At 73.5% G+C, this 20,552-nt stretch carries 18 protein-coding genes; 11 read left to right on the top strand and 7 right to left on the bottom strand.

Annotated features, from left to right (window positions below; all coding sequences use genetic code 11):
• Position 1 precedes the first annotated feature (1 nt).
• The gene (gene manA / locus ACIG87_RS28275; protein ID WP_396854599.1) at positions 2-1,162 is read left to right on the top strand and encodes a mannose-6-phosphate isomerase, class I; all 1,161 of its coding nucleotides are present in this window, start codon (positions 2-4) and stop codon (positions 1,160-1,162) included.
• Positions 1,163-1,509: 347 nt separating this feature from the next.
• Positions 1,510-2,997, top strand: coding sequence for an adenosylhomocysteinase (gene ahcY / locus ACIG87_RS28270; protein WP_396854597.1), 1,488 nt, complete (start codon positions 1,510-1,512; stop codon positions 2,995-2,997).
• Positions 2,998-3,079: 82 nt separating this feature from the next.
• On the opposite strand, the gene ACIG87_RS28265 is transcribed toward ahcY, so the two are convergent.
• On the bottom strand, positions 3,080-3,238 hold the full coding sequence (locus ACIG87_RS28265) for a hypothetical protein (protein WP_396854595.1): 159 nt from the start codon (positions 3,236-3,238) through the stop codon (positions 3,080-3,082).
• A gap of 391 nt (positions 3,239-3,629) precedes the next feature.
• On the opposite strand from ACIG87_RS28265, the gene efeU reads away from it, so the two are divergent.
• From efeU to efeB, 3 genes are read left to right on the top strand one after another with little or no spacing between them, the layout of a single operon-like run.
• Positions 3,630-4,610 (top strand): iron uptake transporter permease EfeU, encoded by a 981-nt coding sequence (gene efeU / locus ACIG87_RS28260; protein WP_396854593.1) that lies wholly within the window; start codon positions 3,630-3,632, stop codon positions 4,608-4,610.
• A 30-nt stretch (positions 4,611-4,640) separates the two neighbouring features.
• A complete protein-coding gene (efeO, locus tag ACIG87_RS28255) occupies positions 4,641-5,774 on the top strand; it encodes an iron uptake system protein EfeO (RefSeq protein ID WP_396854591.1) in 1,134 nt (377 codons plus the stop codon).
• A gap of 58 nt (positions 5,775-5,832) precedes the next feature.
• Complete coding sequence (gene efeB, locus ACIG87_RS28250; RefSeq protein ID WP_396854589.1) at positions 5,833-7,134, top strand: iron uptake transporter deferrochelatase/peroxidase subunit; 1,302 nt, start codon at positions 5,833-5,835, stop codon at positions 7,132-7,134.
• On the opposite strand, the gene ACIG87_RS28245 is transcribed toward efeB, so the two are convergent.
• Positions 7,127-8,035 (bottom strand): RDD family protein, encoded by a 909-nt coding sequence (locus ACIG87_RS28245; RefSeq protein WP_396854587.1) that lies wholly within the window; start codon positions 8,033-8,035, stop codon positions 7,127-7,129. The two genes, efeB and ACIG87_RS28245, sit on opposite strands and share 8 nt — an antisense overlap.
• 41 nt (positions 8,036-8,076) lie before the next feature.
• Between ACIG87_RS28245 and ACIG87_RS28240 the strand changes: the two genes are divergently transcribed.
• On the top strand, positions 8,077-9,078 hold the full coding sequence (locus ACIG87_RS28240) for a stage II sporulation protein M (RefSeq protein WP_396854586.1): 1,002 nt from the start codon (positions 8,077-8,079) through the stop codon (positions 9,076-9,078).
• A 27-nt stretch (positions 9,079-9,105) separates the two neighbouring features.
• On the opposite strand, the gene ACIG87_RS28235 is transcribed toward ACIG87_RS28240, so the two are convergent.
• From ACIG87_RS28235 to ACIG87_RS28215, 5 genes are all read right to left on the bottom strand, one after another.
• Positions 9,106-10,416, bottom strand: a complete 1,311-nt coding sequence (locus ACIG87_RS28235) for a DUF58 domain-containing protein (protein ID WP_396854584.1) — start codon at positions 10,414-10,416, stop codon at positions 9,106-9,108.
• Positions 10,413-11,402 carry an AAA family ATPase gene (locus ACIG87_RS28230; RefSeq protein ID WP_396854582.1) on the bottom strand — a complete coding sequence of 330 codons (990 nt, stop codon included), beginning with the start codon at positions 11,400-11,402 and terminating at the stop codon, positions 10,413-10,415. The genes ACIG87_RS28235 and ACIG87_RS28230 overlap by 4 nt, the downstream gene beginning before the upstream one ends.
• Entirely contained in the window at positions 11,399-12,724 is a 1,326-nt protein-coding gene (locus ACIG87_RS28225; RefSeq protein WP_396854581.1) for a DUF4350 domain-containing protein, read from the bottom strand. Before ACIG87_RS28225 ends, ACIG87_RS28230 begins: the two co-directional genes overlap by 4 nt.
• 164 nt (positions 12,725-12,888) lie before the next feature.
• On the bottom strand, positions 12,889-13,488 hold the full coding sequence (locus tag ACIG87_RS28220; protein ID WP_396854580.1) for a DUF4129 domain-containing protein: 600 nt from the start codon (positions 13,486-13,488) through the stop codon (positions 12,889-12,891).
• The gene (locus tag ACIG87_RS28215) at positions 13,485-14,330 is read right to left on the bottom strand and encodes a hypothetical protein (RefSeq protein ID WP_396854579.1); all 846 of its coding nucleotides are present in this window, start codon (positions 14,328-14,330) and stop codon (positions 13,485-13,487) included. Before ACIG87_RS28215 ends, ACIG87_RS28220 begins: the two co-directional genes overlap by 4 nt.
• 214 nt (positions 14,331-14,544) lie before the next feature.
• Between ACIG87_RS28215 and mtrA the strand changes: the two genes are divergently transcribed.
• From mtrA to hpf, 5 genes are all read left to right on the top strand, one after another.
• Positions 14,545-15,234 (top strand): MtrAB system response regulator MtrA, encoded by a 690-nt coding sequence (gene mtrA / locus ACIG87_RS28210; protein ID WP_067306208.1) that lies wholly within the window; start codon positions 14,545-14,547, stop codon positions 15,232-15,234.
• 91 nt (positions 15,235-15,325) lie between these two features.
• Complete coding sequence (mtrB, locus tag ACIG87_RS28205; RefSeq protein WP_396854663.1) at positions 15,326-17,005, top strand: MtrAB system histidine kinase MtrB; 1,680 nt, start codon at positions 15,326-15,328, stop codon at positions 17,003-17,005.
• Positions 17,002-18,828: an LpqB family beta-propeller domain-containing protein gene (locus tag ACIG87_RS28200; RefSeq protein WP_396854576.1), complete on the top strand. Its 1,827-nt coding sequence runs from the start codon at positions 17,002-17,004 to the stop codon at positions 18,826-18,828. Before mtrB ends, ACIG87_RS28200 begins: the two co-directional genes overlap by 4 nt.
• A gap of 7 nt (positions 18,829-18,835) precedes the next feature.
• Positions 18,836-19,543 (top strand): ComF family protein, encoded by a 708-nt coding sequence (locus ACIG87_RS28195; protein ID WP_396854574.1) that lies wholly within the window; start codon positions 18,836-18,838, stop codon positions 19,541-19,543.
• Between the two features lie 250 nt (positions 19,544-19,793).
• Positions 19,794-20,426, top strand: coding sequence for a ribosome hibernation-promoting factor, HPF/YfiA family (gene hpf / locus ACIG87_RS28190; RefSeq protein ID WP_396854572.1), 633 nt, complete (start codon positions 19,794-19,796; stop codon positions 20,424-20,426).
• The last annotated feature ends 126 nt before the right edge of the window (positions 20,427-20,552 follow it).

The raw sequence follows: 20,552 nt of genomic DNA, 5'->3' as shown, positions 1-20,552 counted from the left end.
CGTGGAACTGCTGTACGGGTCGATCCGCGACTACGCCTGGGGATCCCGCTCGGCGATCGCCGAGTTGCAGGGGCGACCGGTGCCCAGCGCCGGCCCGGAGGCGGAGCTGTGGTTGGGTGCCCACCCGGGCGGCCCGGCCACGGTCGAGCGGGACGGTGAGCGGGTGATCCTGACCGACCTGCTGGTCGCCGAGCCGGGCCACTGGCTCGGCGACCAGGTGGTCGGCCGGTTCGGCACCCGACTGCCGTTCCTGTTGAAGGTGCTCGCCGCGGACGCCCCGTTGAGTCTCCAGGCCCATCCGGACGCCGAGCAGGCCCGGGTCGGGCACGCTGCGGAGGCGGGCCGGGCGAAGGGGCCGCGCAACTACGTCGATCCGTACCACAAGCCGGAGTTGCTGGTCGCGCTGACGCCGTTCGACGCGCTCTGCGGGTTCCGTGACCCGGAATTGTCGGCGGCGGCGCTGGCCGGGTTCGGCGTACCCGGGTTGGCCCCGGTGGTGGCCGCGCTGCGGGCCGGGCCGACGGGGCTGCGGGAGGCCGTACGGATGCTGCTGAGCTGGCCGGAAGCGGACCGTTCCGGGCTGGTCGACGCGGTGCGCACAGCGGACGTCGCGGGGCCGGATGCGGAGCTGGCCCGGGAGTTGGCCGCCCGCTACCCGGCCGACCCGGGGGTGCTGGTGGCGTTGCTGCTGCACCACGTCCGGCTGACGCCGGGGGAGGCGATCTGGATGCCGGCCGGCAACCTGCACGCCTACCTGCAGGGTAGCGGCGTGGAGATCATGGCAGCCAGTGACAACGTGCTGCGCGGGGGGCTGACCCCGAAGCACGTGGACGTCGACGAGTTGCTGCGGGTGCTGCGCTTCGAGGTGCTTGACGATCCGGTGCTCGTGGCGCGCCAGGTAGCTCCCGGGGTGATCTGCTGGCCGGTGCCGGTGGACGACTTCGCGCTGCATCGGGTGACGGTGGACGAGGAAGGCCCGGAGGCCCGGCTGCCGCTGCCCGGTCCCCGGGTGGTGCTCTGCCACCGGGGCAGGGTCGCGGCGGACGACGGGGCCGGCACGGTGACGCTGGGGCCGGGGCAGGCCGCCGTGGGCACGGCCGCCGGGGCGACCCTGGTCGTCTCCGGTGCGGGTGAGGCGTTCGTCGCCACCTGCGGCCTCTGACGGTACGGGCGACAGTCGGCCCGCAGCCCGAGCAACAGGCGACCGGTTCGTCGCAGCCAGCAGAAACTGGTGAAAACCCCGACACGCCACAAGTCCGACTTTCCCGAATTAGCTTGACGACGACGTGGCGCAATGTAACCCTATGTGTGCGCAGCGTTATCGCGACGAAGGTCCGGTGGCGCGCGGGGGAACCAAACCGGGGGGATGCACGGGGCGGCCGGCAGGTGGGCGGAGATTCTGTCCACCGCCGACCGCCCCGTGTGCTGTCCCGGGGCGGCCCGCCGTACGCCGTTCGGGCGCGAGCGTAAGGTGGATGGTCGCGCAGCCATCGTCCGACAGGAGCCTTCATGACCAGTACCCTCCCGGCGTCGCACAGCGGCGCCCGGCCGAGCACCCTCGCCGAGGGCGACTACAAGGTGGCGGATCTGTCGCTCGCCGAGTTCGGGCGCAAGGAGATCCGCCTCGCCGAGCACGAGATGCCCGGCCTGATGGCCATCCGCCGTGAATTCGCCGACGCCCAGCCGCTCGCCGGTGCCCGGATCACCGGTTCGCTGCACATGACCATTCAGACGGCCGTCCTGATCGAGACGCTGGTCGCCCTCGGCGCGCAGGTCCGGTGGGCGTCCTGCAACATCTTCTCCACCCAGGACCATGCCGCTGCGGCGATCGTGGTCGGCCCCGAGGGCACCCCCGAGGCGCCGGCTGGCGTCCCGGTCTACGCCTGGAAGGGCGAGAGCCTGGAGGAGTACTGGTGGTGCACCGAGCAGGTGCTCGCCTGGCCGGACGGGCAGGGCCCGAACATGATCCTCGACGACGGTGGTGACGCCACCCTGCTGGTCCACAAGGGCGTCGAGTTCGAGAAGGCCGGGGCGGTCCCGCCGGTCGAGTCCGCCGACTCCGAGGAGTTCGCGGTCATCCTCCAGGTGCTGCACCGCAGCCTCGCCGAGGACGACCAGCGCTGGACCCGGATCGCGTCCGGCATCAAGGGTGTCACCGAGGAGACCACCACCGGTGTGCACCGGCTCTACGAGATGCACCGGTCCGGCGGGCTGCTCTTCCCGGCCATCAACGTCAACGACTCGGTGACCAAGAGCAAGTTCGACAACAAGTACGGCTGCCGGCACTCGCTGATCGACGGCATCAACCGGGCCACCGACGTGCTGATCGGCGGCAAGATGGCCGTCGTGCTTGGCTACGGCGACGTGGGCAAGGGCTGCGCCGAGTCGCTGCGCGGCCAGGGCGCCCGGGTCGTGGTGACCGAGGTCGACCCGATCTGCGCGCTCCAGGCGGCGATGGACGGCTACCAGGTCGCCACCCTGGAGGACGTGGTCGAGCAGGCCGACATCTTCATCACCGCGACCGGCTGCTTCGACGTCATCACCAACGAGCACATGGCCCGGATGAAGCACCAGGCCATCGTCGGCAACATCGGCCACTTCGACAACGAGATCGACATGGCCGGCCTGATGAAGCGTTCGGACGTCACCCGGGAGAACATCAAGCCGCAGGTCGACGTGTGGCGCTTCGACGACGGCCACGCCATCATCGTGCTCTCCGAAGGCCGCCTGCTGAACCTGGGCAACGCCACCGGCCACCCGAGCTTCGTGATGTCGAACTCGTTCGCCAACCAGACGATCGCCCAGATCGAGCTGTTCACCAAGACCGACGAGTACCCGACCGGCGTCTACGTGCTCCCCAAGCACCTGGACGAGAAGGTCGCCCGGCTGCACCTGGGTGCGCTCGGCGCCCGCCTGACCGAGCTGACCAAGGAGCAGGCCGCCTACCTCGGGGTCTCCCAGGAAGGCCCGTTCAAGCCGGAGCACTACCGCTACTGAGCCACGCCATCATCTGACGGGGGACGGGGTCGGCCGCTATCGCGGCCGGCCCCGTCCCTTTCCGCGCCGTCCCGGTGCGGGGTCAGGGTGCTTCGGAGTTGCGGCGGGCCGGGCGGACCCAGGTCCACACGCACCACGCGAGCCAGGCGAGGGAGACGATCGCGGCCAGCGGGCGCAGCCGGAGCGCGTTGAGGACGATCACCAACGCGAGTACGGCCAGCCACGGGCCGAAGCCCTTCACCGGTGCCGTCCCGGCTGACAGTGGCGAAGCGCACACCGGGCGGGAGCCCCGGGCGGCGGGGTGCCCGGTGGGCGGCGGAGGGGGCTGCGGGGCGCGTCTGGCACGGGCCTGTCCTGTCCTGGGGGGTGTCCCGGATACTGCCACGTCAGGCTGCGGCTGCACAGCCTTCGGCGGCGGGTGGACGCTCTCGGGCGGTGGTGGATCGCCCTCGGCGGCGCGGGAGTTCCCGCAGGCGATGGCGGGACGGGCGGTGACGGCCTGCGGCGGGCGTCCCACAGGCCCCCGACCAGGAGGAAGCTGTCACGAACGACTTGACGCGATCCTGGATCAGGAGGAAGGTATGGCTGCCCTAAGTAACCTGAGGCATGCCTGACCACGACACGGAGTACCGATGTTCGCCACGTACCTGATCGGCCTGCGGGAGGGCCTGGAGGCGACGCTCGTCGTCAGCATCCTGGTCGCCTTTCTGGTCAAGTCGCAGCGGCGCGACCGGCTGCCCCAGGTCTGGGCCGGTGTCGGGTTCGCCGTGGCGCTCTCGGTCCTCTTCGGCTGGCTCATCGAGTACACCTCGACCTCGCTGCTCGCCCGCTCCGAGGACCGGGAGCTGTTCGAGGCCGTCACCTCGGTCGCCGCCGTCGTCTTCGTGACCTGGATGATCTTCTGGATGCGGCGGGCCGCCCGGACGATCGCCGGTGAGCTGCGCGGCAAACTGACCGAGGCGCTCGCCGTCGGCTCCCTCGCGGTGGCCGGGATGGCCTTCCTCGCGGTGGTCCGGGAGGGCCTGGAGACCGCCCTGATCTTCTACTCGGCGGCGCAGAGCGCGACCGGTGGCACCGGCTCCGGGCCGCTGCTGGCCCTGATCGGCGGCATCGTCACCGCCGTCGGGATCGGCTTCCTGCTCTACCGCAGCGCCCTGCGCATCAACCTGTCCACGTTCTTCACCTGGACCGGGGCGCTGTTGATCCTGGTCGCCGCCGGCATCCTCAAGTACGGCGTGCACGACTTCCAGGAGGCCGGCGTGCTGCCCGGCCTGAACGACCTGGCCTTCGACATCACCCCGGTGCTCGACCCCAGCACCTGGTACGCCGCCCTGCTCGCCGGCATGTTCAACGTCACCGCCGCGCCGAGCGTGCTGGAGACGGTCGCCTGGGTCGCCTACGCCGTACCGGTGCTGGTGCTGTTCCTGCGCAAGCCGGCGACCCCCGCGAAGCCCGCGCCCGCCACCGCGGCCGGGCGGCCCGCCAGCGCGGCCACCGACGAGGCCGGGTCGGCCGCGCCCGCCGTCGACCCGACCGGCGACGGTCCCGTCCCGGCCCCCACCACCGACGGCCCCACGACCACGGCCCAGCCGGCCGGGTCGCGACGCGTCTGATCCACCGCCCTTCCGAGGAGACAAGCAACGATGCGTACCACCCGTTTCCTGGTGCTCGCCGCCGTCGGCGCACTGGCCGTCACCGGCGTCACCGCCTGCGGCGGCAAGGACGACCAGCAGGACGCCGGCACCGGCAACGCGGTCAAGGTCAAGGCCACGGACAGCGCGTGCGAGGTCGACGTCACCGACCTGAACGCCGGCCAGGCGACCTTCACGGTGACCAACTCCGGTAGCAAGGTGAACGAGTTCTACGTCTACGCCGCCGGTGACCGGGTGATGGGCGAGGTGGAGAACATCGCCCCGGGGCTCAGCCGGGAGCTGCGGGTGGAACTGCCCGCGGGGACGTACGAGACGGCCTGCAAGCCGGGGATGAGCGGCCGGGGCATCCGGGGCGCGCTGAAGGTCAGCGGCACCGCCGCGACCGTCGCCCCGGACGCCGCACTGACCGAGGCGACCGCCAGCTACCAGCGGTACGTGACCAGCCAGACCGCCGCCCTGCTGACCAAGACCGAGGAGTTCGTCACCGCGGTCAAGGCCGGCGACGTGGCGAAGGCCAAGGCGCTGTACCCGGTGGCCCGCACCTACTGGGAGCGGATCGAGCCGGTCGCGGAGAGCTTCGGCGACCTCGACCCCAAGATCGACGGCCGGGAGGAGGTCATCGAGGAGGGGATGGAGTTCACCGGCTTCCACCGGATCGAGAAGGACCTCTGGACCACCGGCGACATCAGCAAGGACGGCCCGATCGCCGACCGGCTGCTGGCCGACGTCAAGGAGATCGTGGCGCGGGCCAACGCCGAGAAGCTCACCCCGCTCCAACTCGCCAACGGTGCCAAGGCATTGCTCGACGAGGTGGCCAGTGGGAAGATCACCGGTGAGGAGGAGCGGTACTCGCACACCGACCTCTGGGACTTCAACGCCAACCTGGAGGGTTCCAAGGCCGCCATCGCCGCGCTGCGCCCCGCGCTGGAGCAGCGCTCCCCGGAGTTGGTCACCCAACTCGACAAGGAGTTCGCCAACGTGGAGGCGGCGCTCGGCAAGCACCGCGACGGCGACGGCTGGAAGCTGCACCCCCAGCTGAGCAAGGCCGAGCTCAAGGAGCTGTCGGACAGCATCAACGCCCTCGCCGAGCCGATCAGCAAGGTCGCCGCCGCCGTCGCCCGGTGACGGCGGGTCAGCAAGGTCGCCGCCGCCCGATGGTGGCCGGTCCCGTCCAGGAGAGTCGATGAGCGAGCAGAGCAGCACCGCCGGCCGTGGTCGGCGGCGGCTGTCCCGGCGGCGGGCGATCACCCTCGCCGGGGTCGGGGTCGCCGGGGTGGCCGGGGTGGCCGCCGGAGCGGGCGCGTTGGCCCGCGACGGCGACCGGGCCGTCGCGAACGACGGGGCGGCCGGGGCGGTGCCGTTCCACGGAGAGCACCAGGCCGGGATCACCACCCCGGCCCAGGACCGACTGCACTTCGTCGCCTTCGACGTGGTCACCAAGGACCGGGACCGGCTGGTCGCGATGCTCCAGGAGTGGACGGCCGCCGCCGCCCGGATGACCAGCGGCAAGGACGCCGGGGTGATCGGTGCCGTCGGCGGTGCGCCGGAGGCCCCGCCGGACGACACCGGCGAGGCGCTGGGCCTGCCCCCGTCGCAGCTGACCCTGACCGTCGGCTTCGGCGCGACGCTGTTCCGCGACGCGCAGGGCCGGGACCGGTTCGGCATCGCCGGTCGGCGACCCGCCGGGCTCGCCGACCTGCCGCACTTCGCCGGCGACGCGCTGCTTCCGGAGATCTCCGGTGGCGACCTGTGTGTGCAGGCGTGCGCGAACGACCCGCAGGTGGCGGTGCACGCCGTCCGCAACCTGGCCCGGATCGGGATGGGCGTGGTGAGCGTCCGCTGGTCCCAGCTCGGCTTCGGGCGTACCTCGTCGACCGCGCAGGGCCAGGCCACCCCGCGTAACCTCTTCGGCTTCAAGGACGGCACCGCCAACCTGAAGGCCGAGGACGCCGGGCTGCTGCGCGACCAGCTCTGGGTCCAGCCGGACGACGGTACGAGCTGGATGACCGGCGGGTCCTACCTGGTCACCCGCAAGATCCGGATGCAGATCGAGACCTGGGACCGCAGTTCGCTGGCCGAGCAGGAACAGATCGTCGGCCGGACCAAGGGCAGCGGGGCTCCGCTGGGCCGCAAGGACGAGTTCGACAAGCCGGACTTCGCCGCGAAGGGCGACGACGGGAAGCCCGTGATCGCCGCGGACTCGCACGTGCGGCTCGCCCACCCCAGCAGTAACAACGGTGCCAGCCTGCTGCGTCGGGGCTACAACTACGTCGACGGTTCGGACGGGTTGGGTCGGCTCGACGCCGGGCTGTTCTTCATGGCGTACCAGCGGGATCCGCGCCGGCAGTTCGTGCCGATCCAGACCCAGCTCGCCCGCAACGACGCGATGAACGAGTACCTGCGGCACGTGTCCAGTGCCGTTTTCGCCTGCCCACCCGGGGTCCGGGACGCCACCGACTGGTGGGGTCGCGCCCTGTTCACCTGAGCGGCGACCCGGTGCTGTCCGTACCCACCCGGTCGGGGTCGGACCAGAGGGTGGCGGTGAGTGCCCGGTTGCGGCGCAGCCGCAGCGCGCCACGCCGGTTCCGTTCGGCCAGCACCGCCGCCAGCAGCAGCGACTCCGGTACGCCGGGCGGCGGCGTCGGGGAGGTCACCGCCGCCACCTCGCGCCACAGCTCCCGGGCCAACCGGCTCCGGTACGGTTCGACGATCTGATCGCCCCGGGTCAGGTACTGCCGTACGGCCAGGGCCAGCGCGTCGTCGAGCCGGGTCAGGTCCAGGGTGACCGCCCAGCCGGCCAACGGCGGAATGATCCGCGGGGCCGGTCGCCAGGTCTGCGTGGTCCGGGTGTGCACCACCATCGTGCCGGCCACCAGGTCGCCCAGCCGCCGGCCGCGCGGGTCGGTCAGCATCACCGTCGCCCCGGCCACCCAGCTCAGCAGCGGCAGCACCAGCCCCGGCCACTCCACGGCCGCCCCGACCAGCGCCCGGGTCAACGACTGGCGCAGCCCCACCGGCCCGCCGTCGGCGCTGACCACCCGGAGCCCCACCGCGAGCTTGCCGGGCGTACGGCCGTGGTTGAGGCGTTCCCAGGCAACCGGGTAGCCGACCACCACCAGCACCAGGCCGAGGGTCTCCAACGCGCCGGTGAGGGCCCGGTCCACCACCGGGTCGGGGAGCAGGATCAGCACCAGCGGGGTCAGGGTCAGGGCCAGCAGGGCCGCGCAGAGCAGTTGACCGACGACGTCGATCAGCAGCGCCAGCACCCGGGAACCGAGTCGCGCCGCCCGGACGTCCAGCTCGACGGCCTCGCCGCTGACCAGACCGGCGTCCGCCCAGCGGCCGGCCGGGCCGGTGCCGGCCGGCACCGGTGGTTGCGCTCTCACCGGGACAGTGAACACTATGGGCGCGGGACGGGGGAGGACCAGTGGATCTCGACGCGTACGTCGCCGAGCACAGTCACGAGTGGCGGCGGCTGGAGCTGTTCTGCGACCGCCGTCGGCTCGACGTCGACGAGATCGACGAGATGATCGTCCTCTACCAGCGCACCGCCACCCACCTGTCGGCGCTGCGCAGCCGGGCGCCCGACCCGGCCCTGGTCAGCCGGCTATCCCAGCTCGTGCTGCGGGCCCGCGCCCGGATCACCGGCCGCCGTCGGCCGTCCTGGGCCGCCGTCGGGCGGTTCGTCGCCGTCGGGTTCCCCGGCGCGGTGTACCGGGCCTGGCCGTGGTGGTGTGCGGTGGCGACCGGGTTCAGCCTGCTCAGCGGCTTCCTCATCTGGTATGTCGCGGCCAATCCGGGCACCGCTGCCGCGTTCATCGGCCGGGACGCCGCCGCCGACCTGGTCGACTCCGGCTTCGCCGGCTACTACACCGAGTTCTCCGCACCGACGTTCGCCTTCCACCTGTGGACCCACAACGCCTGGATCGCCGCCCAGTGCCTGGCGTCGGGGATCCTGGTCGTGCCGGTGTTCTACCTGCTGTGGCAGAACGTGCTGAACGTCGGCGTGGTGGGCGGGGTGATGGTCTCCTACGGCCGGGCCGACGTCTTCTTCGGACTGATCACCCCGCACGGGCTGCTGGAGCTGACCGGGGTCTTCGTCGCGGCCGGGGTGGGACTGCGGACCGCCTGGGCGTGGATCTCGCCCCCGGAGCACCTGGGCCGGGGCCGGGCGGTCGCCGAGGCGGGCCGGTCGGCGATCCTGGTCGCCGTGGGTCTGGTCGGGCTCTTCGCGATCTCCGCGCTGCTGGAGGCGTTCGTCACCCCGTCGCCGGCGCCGGTGGCCCTGCGGGTGGGCGTCGGCGCGACGGTGTGGCTGGGCTTCCTGGCGTACGTGGTGCTGCTCGGTCGCCGGGCGGTCGCCGCCGAACGCGTACCGGCCGAGCGGACCGACCCGTGGCTGGCCGAACTCTGGCCCACCCGCGCCTGACGCCCCACCCACCGCCCGTCCTGACCCTCAGAGCTGGCCGAGGGCCTTGAGGCGGAGGTAGGTGTCGGCCAGGGCGGGGGCGAGCCGGTCCGCCGGGGCGTCCACCACGGTCACGCCGTACCGGCCGAGGGCGGCGCGGACCCGGTCCCGCTCGGCGAGCGCCCGCCAGCCGGCCGCGGCGGCGTAGGCGTCCTCGCGGCGCACCGGCGTGCCGGTGGTCAGCGCGGTGAGCACCGGGTCGTGCACGGCTGCCACCACCACCCGGTGCCGGGCGGCCAGCCGGGGCAGCACCGGCAGCAGGCCGTCGGCGAGCGCACCCGCCTCCAGGGCGGTGAAGAGCACCACCAGGCTGCGTCGGCGGTCCCGCCGCAGGATCTCCGCGACGATCAGTTCGAAGTCGGTCTCCACCAGTGCCGGGTGCAGCGGCGCGAGCGCGTTCACCAGCCGGTTGAGCAGGGCCGGTCGGCCGCTGCCGGTGACCGTGGCCCGGATCCGGGCGTCGGCGGCGAGCAGGTCGACCCGGTCGCCGGCCCGGGAGGCCAGCGCGGTCAGCAGCAGCGCCGCGTCGATGGCGGTGTCCAGCCGGGGCTCGTCGCCGACGCGTACCGCCGAGGTGCGGCCGGTGTCCAACACGCAGACCAGCCGGCGGTCGCGCTCCGGCCGCCAGGTGCGGACCAGCACGTCCGAGCGGCGGGCGCTGGCCCGCCAGTCGATCGACCGGACGTCGTCGCCGACCACGTACTCGCGCAGGGTGTCGAACTCGGTGCCCTGGCCCCGCCCCCGGGCGACCTGGGTGCCGTCGATGACCCGCAGCCGGGACAGCTTCTCCGGCAGGTACCGACGCGAGTCGAACCGGGGTAGCACCCGCAGCGTCCAGCCGGGGGCGGCCGGTCGGCCGGACCGCTGCCGGAACGCCAACCCGAGCGGCCCGAGCGAGCGCACCGCCACGGTCACCGCCGGCCGGTCGCCGCGTCGGGTGGGGGTGAGCCGGCTGGGCAGCACCAGCACCCCGCCGGGTCCGACCCGGGACACCCGGTGCGGTGGTACGTCCGGACGGGCCCCGGCGGACGGCACCCAGACGTCGCGTACCTGGGCGCGCAGCGTGCGGCCGGAGGTGTTGGTCAGGCGCAGCGCGACGGTCGCGGGGTGGCCGAGCCGGACGGCGCGGTCACCCTCCCGGTCGACGGTGACGCCGTGCAGCGGGGCGGCGAGCGTCCAGTCCACGGCGGTGAGCAGCAGCACCGCACCGGTCATCACGGCCACCCCGGACAACGGGTCCGGCCAGAGCGGCAGGGTGGGCACGCCCGCCAGCAGCAGGAGGGCCGCCCGCCAGGTCATCGCGGGGTCGGCACGGTGGCCAGCACCGTGTCCAGCACCGCGTCGACCCCGACCCCCTCCAGCTCCACCTCGGGGCGCAGCCGCAGCCGGTGCCGCAGCGTGGGGCGGGCGGTGGCCTTCACGTCGTCGGGGGTGACGTGGTCCCGGCCGGCCAGCCAGGCCCACGCCTTCGCCGTGCTCAGCAGCCCGGTCGCACCCCGGGGCGACGCGCCCAGCTCCAGCGCCGGGGTGGCCCGGGTGGCCCGGCACAGGTCCACGATGTAGCCGAGCACCGGCTCGGCCACGTGCACCCGGCCGACCGACTCCCGGGCGGCGGCCAGGTCGGCCGCGCCGGCCACCGGGCGTACGCCGGCCGCGCCGAGGTCACGCGGGTCGAAGCCGGCGTGGTGGGCGCGCAGCACTCCCAACTCCTCGTCCCGGTTGGGCAGCGGCACGGTCAGCTTGAGCAGGAACCGGTCCAGCTGCGCCTCGGGAAGGGGGTAGGTGCCCTCGTACTCGACGGGATTCTGGGTGGCGGCCACGATGAACGGGTCCGGCAGCGGCCGGCGGGCGCCCTCGACCGACACCTGGCGCTCCTCCATCACCTCCAGCAGCGCCGACTGGGTCTTGGGTGGCGTCCGGTTGATCTCGTCGGCGAGCAGCAGGTTGGTGAAGACCGGCCCTTCCCGGAAGGTGAACGCGGCGGTGCGCGGGTCGAAGATCAGCGAACCGGTGACGTCGCCGGGCATCAGGTCGGGGGTGAACTGGACCCGCTTGGAGTCCAGGTCGAGGGCGGTGGCGACGGTCCGGATCAGCAGCGTCTTGGCCACCCCCGGCACCCCCTCCAGCAGCACGTGGCCCCGGCAGAGCAGGGCGATCACCAGGCCGGTGACCACGGCGTCCTGGCCGACGACCGCCTTGGCCACCTCGGTGCGCAGCCGGTGCAGGGCGGCCCGTGCGTCGTCCGGGCCGGCTGTGGGCTCGGCGGTGGTGGCGGGTCGGGTCACCGGGGGTCTCCTTCGGTCGGACGGTCGGCGGGTGCCGCCACGGTACGGGCCAGCCGGTCCAGCGACCGGGCCAGCTCCAGCAGTTCGGCGTCGGTCTGCGGCGGCGCGCCGTACAGCAGCTCGCGGATCTGCGCCGGGGTGCCGCCGGCCCGCTCGGCCACCCGGGCGGCCAACTCCTCGTGGGTGGTGGTGGCGGGCAGGTCGAGCCGACCGCGCAGCCGGTCCAGCGCGGCGGCACGCAGGGTGGCGGCGGCCGGGCCCCGGGCGCGGGCCTGCTGGTAGAGCCGGGCCCGACCGAGGACGGTCTCGGTGGAGCGGACCTCGACCGGCAGCGGCTCGCTGACCGGCGGGCCGAGCCGGCGCGCCCGCCAGAGCACGACCAGCAGGGCGACCAGGGCGAGCTGGATCAGCAGTGCCCAGAACCAGGGCGGGAAGGCGTCCAGCAGCGGGTGGCGGTCCGGTGGTGGGCCGCCTGCCGAGTCCGGCGCGTCGCCCGGCCCGCCCCGGTTGCCGGAGGAGGTGCCGGAACCGTCGGGTTCCCCCTCGGCGGTGCCGGTGCCGCCGTCGTACTCGGTCGAGCCGCCGGGGGTGGGTGACCAGGCGGGCTCTCCACTGCCGTCGGTACGGCCGAACGTCGGTGCCGGTGCCGGACCGTCCAGGTCCAGCCAGACCACCCGGTCGTGTACGCCGAGCAGGCCGGTGCCGAGCGCCTCGTTGCCCCGTTCGGCGATCCGGTCGTTGCGGAACGGGTCGCTGGCACCGATCACCACCACCTCGGTCCGGCCGGGGAGCCGGACCAGGCCGGCGGAGTAGCAACGATCGAGGGTGACCGGCACGTCGGGCGCGGCGGCGTACCGCTGGAGCTCGGCGGCGGCGACGCCGGCCCGGGTCGCCTCGGGCAGCGGGCAGGGCCGGCCGTCGGTCGCCGGTCCGACCGCCCGGGTGGCCCACCGACGGTTCGTCGGCACCAGCGGCAGGTCGGCAGCTTCCAGCACCCGGCGGGACGGGTCGACGAGGACCAGTCGACGCCCGGCCGGCAGCTCGTCCAGTGCGCCGAGGGTGTCCGGGTGCAGCAGTTCCGGGGCCGGGACGAAGAGGGTGGCCGGACCGTCGTCGAGGGCGAGCAGCGCAGGCAGCAGGCCGGTCTCCCGCTGGACGGTGACGCCCCGGGTGCGCAGCGCGTCGGCCAGCCGGCTGCCACCGTCGTCGTCGGTGGCGACCGGGGACAGGAAGCCGGGATCGGTCGGGTCGGGCTGGTCCAGGGCGTGGGCACCGAGCGTGCCGACGATCAGCGCGGCGGCCAACGCCAGCGGAAGGATCACCCGGTGCCGGCGTCGCCGCTGCCGGACCGGTGCGGCCGTCCGGGCGGCTGTGGGGAGTGGCCCGGCCGTCGGGGCGGCTGTGGGGAGAGGGCCGGCCGTCGGGGCGGCTGTGGGGAGAGGGCCGGCCGGCGGGGCGGCCGGTGGGGGACCGGCGGTGGGCCGGGTCACGGCGTGCCCCCGTCCGCCGGTGGGGTGGCGAGCGCCCGGTCCAGCTCGTCGGCGAGTTCCCGCATCCGCCGGTCGTGCCCGGCGGCGGCCGGACGCTGGGCGTACCACAGCTCGGCGAAGATCGCCCCGGCGGCGCGCAGCGGCGGGTCGACCAGGGGGCGGGCGCGGGCCGCCGCGTCGGTCAGCTCGGTAACGGTCATCCCGGGGCGGGGTGCGACCGCACCGACGGCGACCAGCCGGCGGACCATGTCGCGCAGCCGTTCCCGGACGGCTTCGGCGTACCGGCCCTCGGCGGCCAGCCGGTCGGCCAGGGAGCGCCCGGGGCCGGCGGGGGTGGCGTCGTCGCCGGCCCGGGGACGGGGCAGCCCGGCAGTGGCCGTGGCGCTGGCGGGCCGCTCCGTCCGGCGTCGACGCCGCCAGCGGGGCAGCCGGAGCCGGGGCAGTCGCCAGCGGGGCAGTCGACGGGGTACCCAGGCCGGGAAGTGGTACCAGGCGAGCGCGGCCAGACCGGCGACCAGCACCAGCAGCAGCGCCGCCAGCGGCAGCGGCAGGACGTCGCCGAGCGCCGCGACGGCCTCCGTCCACCATCGGCTCACCGGTCGGCCGCCGGCAGGCCGGCCGCGACGAGCCCGGCAGGGGTACGGGCGAGCTGGATGTCCAGCCCTTCGGTGCGCATCCGGGTGTCCAGGTGGACCACCGCGTCCAGGCAGGCCAGGGCGGGGTAGGCGACGCTGTTCACCGCCGCCCAGGCGAGCATCGTGGCGGCGACGCGGACGGTCGGGTCGGTCAGGTCGATCAGGTGCAGCGAGTCGACGCCGAAGAAGAGGCCGAGGGCCAGGCCGACCCGCAGCACCCACCAGCCGAGGTAGCCGAGCACCCGGACGGCGGCGACCCGACCCCGCATCGCGATGCGGGCCGCCCGGACCACCGCCGACGCCCCGGGCCTCCGGTCCAGCACCACCGCCGCGGCGACCGAGCCGAGCAGGCCGTAGCCGACCAGCCAGGCCGGGCCGAGCAGCGCCGCGATCAGCATCAGCAGGCCGACCACCGGGGCGAGCAGCAGGGTGACGCCCCAGCGCGCCCCGGCCGGGCGGAGCAGTTCCCCGACGCCGACCCGGCGACCGAGCAACGCCGCGCCGGCCGCCCGCGCGGCCGGGTTGCCGAGCAGCAGGACGATCACCGCCTCGCTGGCGGCGCCCACCGCGAGCAGTAGCCACCAGAGGGGAAACGCCCCGCTGTCGCTCCACCACACCGGGGGTACGGCGTCGGCGAGCCGGCGCAGCGGGAGCAGCAGCAGTTGTTCACCGGCGGCGAGCAGGACGGCCAGCGGGACCAGCACCCGGCCCTGGGCCCGCAGCAGCAGTACGGCGGAGTCGAGCAGTTCGCCGACGGTGAGCGGACGCCGGGGGAGCACGGCGGTCGGGCCGACGTCGGGCACGCGTACTCCTGCGGATGGTGGCTGGCGGGCGGCGACCTGCCCGGGGATCATGGTGACACGACCTGACCGGCCGGGTGGCACCACCGTACGGCCCACCGATGCGGGCATCGGGGGAGATATCGCGCGTGGGACGTGCGGTGGCACCTCTCCCGGCAGTACCGTGCCATCCAGACGCCGATCCCACCAACTGAACGGGGATGGAAACATAAACCCCATGAGAGCCCGGGTACTGGTGGTCGACGACGACCCCGCGCTCGCCGAGATGCTCGGCATCGTCCTGCGCAGCGAGGGCTTCCTGCCCTCCTTCGTCGCCGACGGGGAACGGGCGTTGGCCGCGTTCCGCGACAGTCGTCCCGATATTGTGTTGCTTGACCTGATGTTGCCCGGAATGAGCGGTATCGACGTGGCGCGGGCCATCCGTGGCGAGTCGGGCGTGCCGATCGTCATGCTGACCGCCAAGAGCGACACCGTCGACGTGGTGCTCGGCCTCGAGTCCGGTGCCGACGACTACGTGGTCAAGCCGTTCAAGCCCAAGGAGCTGGTGGCCCGGATGCGGGCCCGGCTGCGCCGGGGCGAAGACGTCGCACCGGAGATGCTGACCATCGGCCCGCCCGGCAACCAGATCACCATCGACGTGCCGGCGCACACCGTCAGCCGGGACGGCGAGGAGGTGAAGCTGACGCCGCTGGAGTTCGACCTGCTGGTCGCGCTCGCCCGCAAGCCGCGTCAGGTCTTCACCCGGGAGGTCCTGCTGGAGCAGGTCTGGGGTTACCGGCACGCGGCGGACACCCGGCTGGTCAACGTGCACGTGCAACGGCTCCGGGCCAAGATCGAACCGGACCCGGAGCGGCCGGAAATCATCCTGACCGTGCGGGGCGTGGGCTACAAGGCGGGCACCGGATAGCCTGGTCTGCACCGTGACCAGCGCACCGCACCCCACCCCCGAGCACCCCGCCGGCTGGCGTCCCGCCGCGCGGGCGCTGCGCCGTGTGCTGGTGGGGCGCTCCCTGCGGGTGACCGCCGGCCTGCGTCAGACCTGGCGGCGGTCCTTGCAGGTCCGGGTGGTGACCATCACGCTTGTGGTGTCCAGCCTGCTGGTCGGCGGCTTCGCGTACCTGATCGCCGACAAGATCACCAACATCCTGCTCGACAACGCCGAGACCGACGTGCTGCTGCGGCTGCGCAACGGCAGCGACTACTCGGCCAAGCAGTTCAACCTTTACAGCCAGCCGCAGGAGGCGCAGCTCCAGGACACCATCGAGGGCACGGTCAACTACCTGGCCGGGGGCGACCCGCAGCAGACCAGCGGAGTGGTGGTGGCGATCACCGCCGACAACTACGCCGGCATCATCGAGACCCGCACCTCCCCGGCGATGGACGTCCGGCCACTGGTCAGCCGGGAGCTGCGGGCCGCCGTCGCCGACGGCAAGGTGGCCCACCAGGTCCGGACCGGCCGGCTCACCGGTGGGCGGACCAAATACCTGGTCTACGGCTCCCCGGTGCCGACCCGCTTCGGCCAGCTGGAGCTGTACTACCTCGTCCCGCTCAACCGGCAGGACGCCACCGCCGCCGACGCCCGGTCCACCGTGCTGGCCACCGGGGTGGCCCTGGTGCTCCTGCTCGGCCTGCTCGCCGCCCTGGTCACCCGGCTGGTGGTGACCCCGGTCCGGGTGGCCGCGCGGACCGCCCAGCGGCTCTCCGCCGGACTGCTCGACCAGCGGATGGTGGTCAACGGCGAGGACGATCTCGCCCTGCTCGCCGCCTCCTTCAACCAGATGGCGACCAACCTGCAACGGCAGATCCTGCGCCTGGAGGAGATGTCCCGCCTCCAGCGCCGGTTCACCTCCGACGTGTCGCACGAGCTGCGTACCCCGCTGACCACCGTCCGGATGGCCGCCGACCTGATCTTCGCCGAGCGGGACGAGTTCGACCCGGCCGTGGCACGCAGCGCCGAGCTGCTCCAGGCGGAGCTGGACCGGTTCGAGGAACTGCTCACCGACCTGCTGGAGATCAGCCGCTTCGACGCCGGCTTCGCCATGCTCGACTCCGAGCCGACCGACCTGGTGCCGGTGGTGCACCGGGTCGCCGACCGCCTCGCCGGGCTCGCCGAACGGGTCGGCGTCACCATCGAGCTGGACGTGCCGACCACCCCGGTGATCGCCGAGGTGGACCCGCGCCGGGTCGAGCGGGTGCTGCGCAACCTGGTCGGCAACGCCGTCGAGCACGGGGAGGCGAAGCCGGTGGTGATCACCCTGGGCGTCGACCAGACCGCCGTCGCGGTCACCGTGCGCGACCACGGCGTCGGGCTCAAACCGGGCGAGGAGAAGCTGGTCTTCAGCCGGTTCTGGCGGGCCGACCCGTCCCGCGCCCGGCAGACCGGCGGTACGGGGCTGGGCCTGTCGATCAGCCTGGAGGACGCCCGGCTGCACGGTGGCTGGCTGGAGGCGTGGGGCGCCCCCGGGCAGGGCGCCCAGTTCCGACTCACCCTGCCGGTCCGCTCCGGCGACCGGCTCACCACCTCACCACTGCGGCTGGTGCCGGCCGACGCCACCCTGCCCTTCGGTGGCCCCCGCGACGGCGACGTGCTGGCCATCGGCCCCGGCGGCGGTGGCGTCCTGGCCATCGGCCCGGGGCCGGCCGCTGCGGCCGACGAGCGTGCGCAGGCCCGGTCGTGAGCCGCCGGAGAGCCCTGGCCGGGCTGCTCTGCGCCGCGCTGCTGGCGCTCGTCCCGGCCGGCTGTGGTATCCCCGACCAGACCGACGTGCAGGTGGACGGGTCCGGGCCCGCCGTCTCGGCGGGCACGTCCAGCTCCGGCCGTGGCGAACCGCCCACCCGGGCGGCCAGCGGCACCGACCGCGAGATCTTCGTCCGTAACTTCCTGGCTGCCGCCGCCGGCGAGCCGGAGCGGGCGTACGCGCGGGTGAAGCAGTTCATCGCCCGGGAGGACCGTAACCGGCTCGCGGAGAAGCAGGGCAGCGAGGTCGCGATCAACGTGGTCCGGCTGACCGAGAAGCCGGTGATCACCGAGAACGCCAGTGGGTTGCTCACCGTCCGGGTGCTGGTGCAACAGGTGGGGCTGCTGCGGGCCAACGGGGTGCTCGGCCCGCCGGTGGTGACCGACACGGAGTACCAGTTCTCGTTGCGTGGCTCCGCCGAGCCGGGCGACGAGGGCGAGGAGAGCGGCGGCTACTACGTCACCGATCCACCCAGCGTGCTGCTGCTGGACACGCTGGCGTTGCGGCAGTACTACCAGACCCGCACGATCTACTTCTGGAACTCCGACTCCACCCGGCTGGTCGCCGACCAGCGCTACCTGCCGCTCGCCGTGCCGGCCGAGCGGCTGGTCAGCGAGGCGGTCAAGTGGCTGATCGCCGGGCCGTCGGACTGGCTCCGGCAGGGCGTGAGCGGGCTGCCGGACCGGACCGCCCTGATCAACAACGCGGTCAAGACCGACGGCCGTTGGGAGGTGAACCTCGACCTGCCCGGGGACGACCGTCGCAAGCTGGAGAAACTCGGCATCCAGCTGTCCTGGTCGCTGTCCGACCTGGACGGGCCGCTCCAGCTCACCACCCGCAACCAGTCCCGGGTGACCATCGACGACCTGGCCGCCCACCGCAACGCCAATCCGGTCTACCCGCTCGCCGAGGCGCCGCAGCGGTTCACCGTCTACGACGGGGCGATCCACCCGCTCGTCTTCGAGGCCGAGACGATCGGCGTCGTGCCGATCCGCGCGGAGGACAACCGCAACGTCGTCTCGGCGGCCCTCCGGCGGGCCGAGGAGAAGACCCTCGCCGCCCTGGTGACCACCGCCTCCGGCGGCCGGCAGCGGCTGGTGGTCGGGTCGGGCGTCGCGCCGGTGCAGGTGATGACCCCGGGGACGCAGACCTTCACGGCGATCGGGCGGCCGGTCTGGCTGCGCCCGCTCGGGGCGGCCCAGCCGTACGGGTTGGTGGTGGCCGACGGGCGGCTCTACCGCTTCGACGACCGGGCCCGGATGGTCCAGGTGCCGGTGGGCGTCCCGGGCCAGGTCAGCGCGGTGGCCGTCTCACTGGACGGGCACCGGATCGCGCTGATCGTCGACGGTCGGCTCTACCTCTGCGCGGCGAGCCTCGACGGCGGGGTGGTCTCGCTCGGCCCGGTGCGGCAGGTCGCCACCACGTTGACCGACCTGTCGGCGGTGGACTGGGCGCAGGAGAACACCCTGGCCGTGGCCGGTTCGACCAACCGCTCGGCGGTGTACGAGGTGGGCGTGGACGGGGCGCAGCAGGCCGCGCTGGTCACCGACGTCGGCGCTCGGGTGACCCACCTCGCGGTGTATCCGGCCAACCCGACGTACGTGCTGCCCGCCGTCATGATGATGTACGAGGCCAACGGTGTCGCCTACCGCTACCGGTCGCCCTCGGCCGAGACGATCCGGCGCGAGCAGGTGCTGAACGTGACGCCCCCGCCCGCAGGTGGTCGGCCGGGCAGTCCGACCGCGCCGTTCTTCGTGTTCTGAGCCGGCCGTGCGGGACGTCGGTGGACTCTGGGCGGACCTGACCGACCTGGTCCTCCCCACCGGGTGCGCGGGCTGCGGGCGGCGGGACGGGCCCCTGCGACAGGGCTGCTGCCCGGACTGCGCCCGCCTGCTCGCCGCACTGCGGCCGGCTCCGGCCAGGCCCACCCCGGCCCCGCCCGACCTGCCGCCCTGTCACGCCCTCGGCCCGTACGCGGGCCCGCTGCGGGAGGCGCTGCTGGCGTACAAGGAACGGGGCCGGCACGGGCTGGCCCGGCCGCTGGGTGGGCTGCTGGCGGAGGTGGTGGCGGCGTCGGTGGGGTCGGCCCGCCCGGTGCTGCTGGTGCCGGTGCCGGACCGGGCGGCGGCGGCCAGGGCGCGCTACGGCGACCATCTGACCCGGTTGGCGCGGCACGCGGCGGCCCGGTTGCGGCGGGCCGGCTGGGACGCCCGGACGGCGGTGCCGGTGCGGGCGTTGCCCCGACCGGACTCGGTGGAGCTGGACCGGGCGGGACGGGCCGAGGCGGCGGCGTCGGCGTTCCGGCTGCGGCCCGGGTGGGCCGGTCGGGGCGCGGGTGGCCGGACGGTGGTGGTGCTGGACGACATCCTGACGACCGGGGCGACCCTGGCCGCGGTGAGTCGGACCTTGCGCGCGGCGGGAATGACACCAAACGGCGCGGCTGTGCTGGGTGCAACGCAAAAGCGGTGGCATGGGTGACGCTTCGTGTTTCCGTTTCACCCCATGGTGTTGGTTGCTGTTAATTCTCTGGGGTTTCCCGCAACCGGGGGTGACTGTCGGCCGAACAGGAGTTAGCGTTTTCGTGTCGGGGGTAGGAAGAGTTTCCCACCCGCCCCCGACGGTGGAAGGAGGCGCAGCCGTACATGACCGGTCGACGCTCCCAGGGGCCCTCCCGAGGCGCTCGACCGGATTCCGAAGATCAGCCGACCATCCGGAAAAGGGAGGTCACGTGGACATCGTGGTCAAGGGTCGAAACGTCGAAGTGCCGGACCATTACCGGGTACACGTAGCGGAGAAACTCGCGAAAATCGAACGCTACGATCACAAGCTCATCCGGGTCGATGTGGAGCTGTTCCACGAACGCAATCCCCGCCAGTCCGACACCTGCCAGCGAGTGGAGATCACCTGTGTCTCCCGCGGGCCGGTGATCCGGGCCGAGGCCTGCACGAACGACTTCTACAGCGCACTGGACGCCGCCATCGCCAAGCTGGACACCCGACTGCGCCGGGCGGCCGACCGCCGCCGCGTACACCGGGGCCGGCACGCGCCGATCTCCGTCGCCGCCGCCACCGCCGGCCTGCCGGTGGCCGGCCTGGACGACGTCCCCGCTCCCTCCGGCGGCACGGCCACCGCCACCGCCACCGCCGTCGAGGAGCGCCCGGAGGAGTACGACGATCAGCCCTGGCACATCGCCCGGGCCAAGCTGCACCCCGCCGATCCGATGACCGTCGACGACGCCCTGTTCCAGATGGAGCTGGTCGGCCACGACTTCTACCTGTTCCACGACAAGGAGTCCGGCCGCCCCAGCGTCGTCTACCGCCGCCACGCCTACGACTACGGCATCATCTCCCTCGACACCTGACACCCCCGCGCCACCGGCCACCCGGCCGCCAGCGGTGATCAAGAGGTTTGCGTCCGTCCGATCTCCACGGATGACGCAAACCTCTTGATCGTTGTCGGGGGGCGTGCCGGGGCACGGGGGGGTGAG

The sequence above is a fragment of the Micromonospora sp. NPDC051925 genome (assembly GCF_044548625.1).
GTDB lineage: Bacteria > Actinomycetota > Actinomycetes > Mycobacteriales > Micromonosporaceae > Micromonospora.
Note: the sequence above shows the minus strand (reverse complement) of the source record. Positions and strands in the feature narration are given on the sequence as shown.